We start from the raw sequence: 4042 nt of genomic DNA on the forward strand, positions 1-4042 counted from the left end.
GGGCACCGGGCCACCCTGCACGGCGAGAAGGTGGCTTTCGGCATTTTGGCCCAGCTCCGCCTAGAAGAGATCCTGCAGGGAAGCCAGTTGGCGCTGGCGGCACGTACCCAGTTGCTGACCTTTTACCGGCAGGTGGGGTTGCCCCTCAACTTGCGGGATCTCAAGCTAGGTCACTTGGGATCCGCCGACCTGCTGCATGCTGCCCAAGTGGCCTGCCAGCCAGGATCCGACATCCACCACCTGCCCTTCCCCGTCAGTCCAGAAGCCCTGTTGGTGGCCCTTACCACCACAGACCTGACCAGCTCCAGCCCTGTTCTCCCTCGGCTGTAAGTCCTGGCAGAGGATATCTGTCTGCTATCCAACTCCGCCGGTACGGGCCTGGGTCGGCATTGTGGGCAGGCGGGCTTCGCCGTAGGCTCCAGAGGTGGCGCCCACCAAGATCAAGGCTCCGCCCATCCAAGTCCACCCATCCGGGATCTCGGCAAACACCCAAAACCCGATTAGGCTGGCCCAGAGCAGACGGGAGAAATCCAGAGGCAGCAGCATCGTCACCTCAGCTAGCTTGTAGGCCTGGGCGAGGGCCACCTGGCCAATGCTGCCCAGTAGCCCCATGGCCACCATCCACAGCCACTGCTCAGGAGAAGGCCAGGTCCAAACCCAGACGGCAGCCAGAAAGGAAAGGGGGGTCTGCAGCAGGCCCATGTAGGCCGTAATCGTGAGGCTGGACTCGGTGCGGGAGAGGATCTTGAGCACGATGGTCACCCAGGCAAAGAGTGCTGCCGCCCCCAAGGCCAGCCCTGTTCCCAGAGAAAACTCTCGGAAGCCTGGCCTCAACATCACCAAAGCCCCGGCAAACCCCAGGCCCAATCCCAGCCAGCGGGACGAGCGCATCTGCTCGCCCAACACCCATACCGCCATCGTGCCGGCAAACAAAAGTTGAACAAAGCTCAGCGCCGTAGCTTCTGCCAGAGGCAACAGGCTGGCTGCCCAAAAGGAGAGCAACATCCCCACCGTGCTGATCGCCGAGCGCAGGAGGTAAAACTCCATCTTGGCGGTGTGCAGAGACTGGATCCCGACCCGCAACACCAGCGGTGACAGGGTGAGAAACCCGAATAGGTTGCGCAAAAAAACAATCTGAAACGGATGAAGGGCGGGAGTGTTGAGCCGGATGATCGCGCCTAAACAGGCAAAGCAAGCGGTGGCCAGCAGCTTCAGGGCAACTCCTTGCCAGAGCCTTATTTTTCCCCACTCTGCAAAGCGGCTCAGCTGGTGGCGATACCACATCTCCAAAGTCACAGCTCACACCCAAATGGTTTAGGCACTAAGTTTTCAGCCTTGAACTCTCAGCTTAAACGGACTTCCAGGGATCCGAACTGCGCCCCTGGGCACTCCTTGCTGCCCACCGGCCCCCCTGATTCCCAGGGGGAAAAAGATGGGGATCCCAAGACATGGCCATTTCAAGTAGCCATGAAACAACTCACCCCGTCGCTCCATAGCTCCCCTCTCTCTTTGGGAGAGGGGCTGGGGGTGAGGGCGTGGAACCTCTAGGTTTGCTTGAGAATCTCTTTCAAGTAGCCGATGACCGTTTCCGGCTTGAGATGGGCCATACAGGGATGACCCTCCACCAGGCAGGTTTCGTTTTTGAACTTGTTCTCTGCGCAGACCCGGCACTTGTAGGCGGTTTGGGTGAGATAGACGTGGGGCAGACGAGGAGCCCACAGTCGCACCGGGCTGGCCCCATCCCCATCGGCATCGTTGCCAAACAGGGCAATGGTGGGACAGCCCACTGCCGCCGCGATGTGCATCGGCCCCGCATCCACGGAGATACACACCCGCGCCCGCTTCAGGGCCCCCGCCAGCTCCATGAGGCTGGTTTTGCCCCGCAGGTCAACCATTCCCGTTTGCGCCAGCAGTTCGTCTTCGCTGCTGCCGCCGTGGTAGAGGGATCGCTGCAGCTCCGGCGCGCTGCCGATTAGCCCCACCTGCAGGCCCTGGCCTTGGCACCACTGGATTACCTGCCGCCAGTGCTCCAGAGGCCACATCTTGGCGCGGCGGGTAGTGGTGATGTGCACCAAGACCTCTGGCACCGGAAAATCGGGATCCCGGCTGGGCAGCTCCAGGCGGAAAAAATCCGTCTCCACGTACGCCAGGCGACAGAAGATTTCGGCGATGTAGTTGCTGGTGAGGATATCTTTGTAGCGCTGCAGAAACTCCAGGCCGTTCCAGTCGTCATCCTGGAGCATGCGCTGTACCGGGTCGGAGCCGGGGTCCAACTTGCGGCGAAAATCCAGAGTCAAGCCGGCCCCGGCAATGTACTGGGGGCGCAGGGCCGTTACCGCCACCAGGTTGAGCTCGCTAAACTCGTCGCAGTTGATGGCCAGATCGTAGGGGCCGGCCTGGGTCACCCGTTCTCGCACAGCAGCGGTCAGGGCCTCGAGGTAATCGGGACGACGGCTGTAGAGAGGAAAGCTGAAGTCGATGTAGGGGCAGTGGAGCTCAAAGTCGCGGGTAATCTCGCTGCCAAAAAAATCCAGCACACAGCCGGGGTATTTTTCCTTGAGGCCCCGCAACAGCGGGATGGTAACCACAAAATTGCCCACCTTGCTGGAGGAAAACACCGCCAGGTGGGGATGTTCCCGCAGAGGTTGGTTGGCAAACCGTTGCATAAGGCTGGGATCCCCAGGAAGATATCAACCCCGCTGGAGGTGGTGCGGGTGGTGCAGACAGAGCACTTTTGCTAGGCTACCATTCCTCTGTCCTGCACTTGGATGGCCATGTTGGGATCCCTGGGCCTCAGGGGAGACTGGCTTGGCTGCCATCCCAGATGACCACCACAGCAAAGCGATCCAGAAAGCCATCTGTCGCATTCATCTGGCGCAGACTAAAAGCATCTTCGGCGGAAATCACCAGGTCGTAGCCCAGGGTGCGGATGGCACGAATGCGGTGAGGCCGTTCCCCGATGCGGTTCACCAGTGAGCGGGCCTGCTCTTCCGAGGTGGCATAGGCAGCTGTGCCCTCGCTGCCCACAAAGGCCGCGTTGAGGTCTTGGCCAAGAGTAACGGGGGTATAGACTTGATTGCCATCGGGATCAAACAAGCGCATTGACTGGCTAGGCAAGAAATCCAAGCCTCGTGCATCCACAATCAACCCTGTCACTTGCGGTTCCCGCCGCTGGGATCCCGCCTCCAGACCCGTTCCGCCCCCTGGCCCTTGGCCTGTGCCCACCCCTGAGCCAGGGCTGGCTCCGCGCACCCCACTCTGGCCGCTGCCCGGCCCGACCACTTCCCCCTGCCGGGATCCAGAGCCACTGCCGCCAGGGCTGGTGCCGAACTGCCGCAACAGATCCAGATCGAAAACCGGGCCTTCTGCCACTTCTCCATGGCCGGGTTGGGCCGGCTGGACTTTTGGATCGGCTTGATCTGTTTGTGGGAGCGGAACAGAATCCTGGGTTACTGGACGCCAGGGCGTTGCTTCAGAAGCGGGCAGGGTAGGGGATCCCCCTTGCAAGCGGTAAAGGGGAGGAAACAGCGTTTGGGCATCCACAGCTTCCACCGGCAAGACCGGCCCCGCCAGCAGGATCCCCAGTGCTGCCCAGCTCACTTGGATCCGTATGCCTTGAATCCTATACTTCCACCACCTCATGCCCACACCTCTTGGCCTCAAAACCTGCGGCCCGCTCGGCAACCGCTCATCCTCCCCCATGCTACCCAGGCAGGGCCGGTTCGGCAGGGGATCCCGCGCAGTCTTCCCCTTGGCTTGAGAGCAGCTGGGGCTCCTGGCCTCTCCCTAAAGGTGGGTCGGAGAACAAGAGATTGATCCCCAGCGATCCCCAGGGTCTTGACCGACAGGCAAAAATACGCAAACATGTGTTCATCATTCTTGATGATCCCCGTTGATCCCCACCTGTGGTCATCAGCGGCTGGAGAGCCCGAGGCAAGCCGATACATCAGCAGGTTCAAGGTTGTCCTCAGAACCACAAGCTGGGATCGGCCCATAGGACAAAAGCTGGAGCATTGCACGAAGCCCGATTTGTCGAAGACAG

General features: G+C 60.8%; 3 protein-coding genes and 1 pseudogene. 1 reads left to right on the top strand and 3 read right to left on the bottom strand.

What is annotated here, in order from left to right:
• Nucleotides 1-330 (top strand): annotated as a pseudogene (locus NW856_RS03945) (oxidoreductase); the annotation flags it as partial.
• A 24-nt stretch (nt 331-354) separates the two neighbouring features.
• Here NW856_RS03945 and NW856_RS03950 read toward each other — a convergent pair.
• The 3 genes from NW856_RS03950 to NW856_RS03960 all read right to left on the bottom strand — a co-directional run bounded on the left by NW856_RS03950 (nt 355) and on the right by NW856_RS03960 (nt 3600).
• Nucleotides 355-1296: a DMT family transporter gene (locus NW856_RS03950; protein ID WP_414399209.1), complete on the bottom strand. Its 942-nt coding sequence runs from the start codon at nt 1294-1296 to the stop codon at nt 355-357.
• 248 nt (nt 1297-1544) lie between these two features.
• Nucleotides 1545-2666 (bottom strand): glycosyltransferase family 9 protein, encoded by a 1122-nt coding sequence (locus NW856_RS03955; RefSeq protein WP_414399210.1) that lies wholly within the window; start codon nt 2664-2666, stop codon nt 1545-1547.
• A 127-nt stretch (nt 2667-2793) separates the two neighbouring features.
• The gene (locus NW856_RS03960; RefSeq protein WP_414399211.1) at nt 2794-3600 is read right to left on the bottom strand and encodes a hypothetical protein; all 807 of its coding nucleotides are present in this window, start codon (nt 3598-3600) and stop codon (nt 2794-2796) included.
• Between the last annotated feature and the right edge of the window lie 442 nt (nt 3601-4042).

The sequence above is a fragment of the Synechococcus sp. R3-13 genome (assembly GCF_047462195.1).
GTDB lineage: Bacteria > Cyanobacteriota > Cyanobacteriia > Thermostichales > Thermostichaceae > Thermostichus.

Coding starts and splice junctions, on each gene's coding strand:
- NW856_RS03955 (WP_414399210.1), bottom strand. CDS start 2,666: ATGCAACGGTTTGCCAACCAACCTCTGCGGGAACATCCCCACCTGGCG.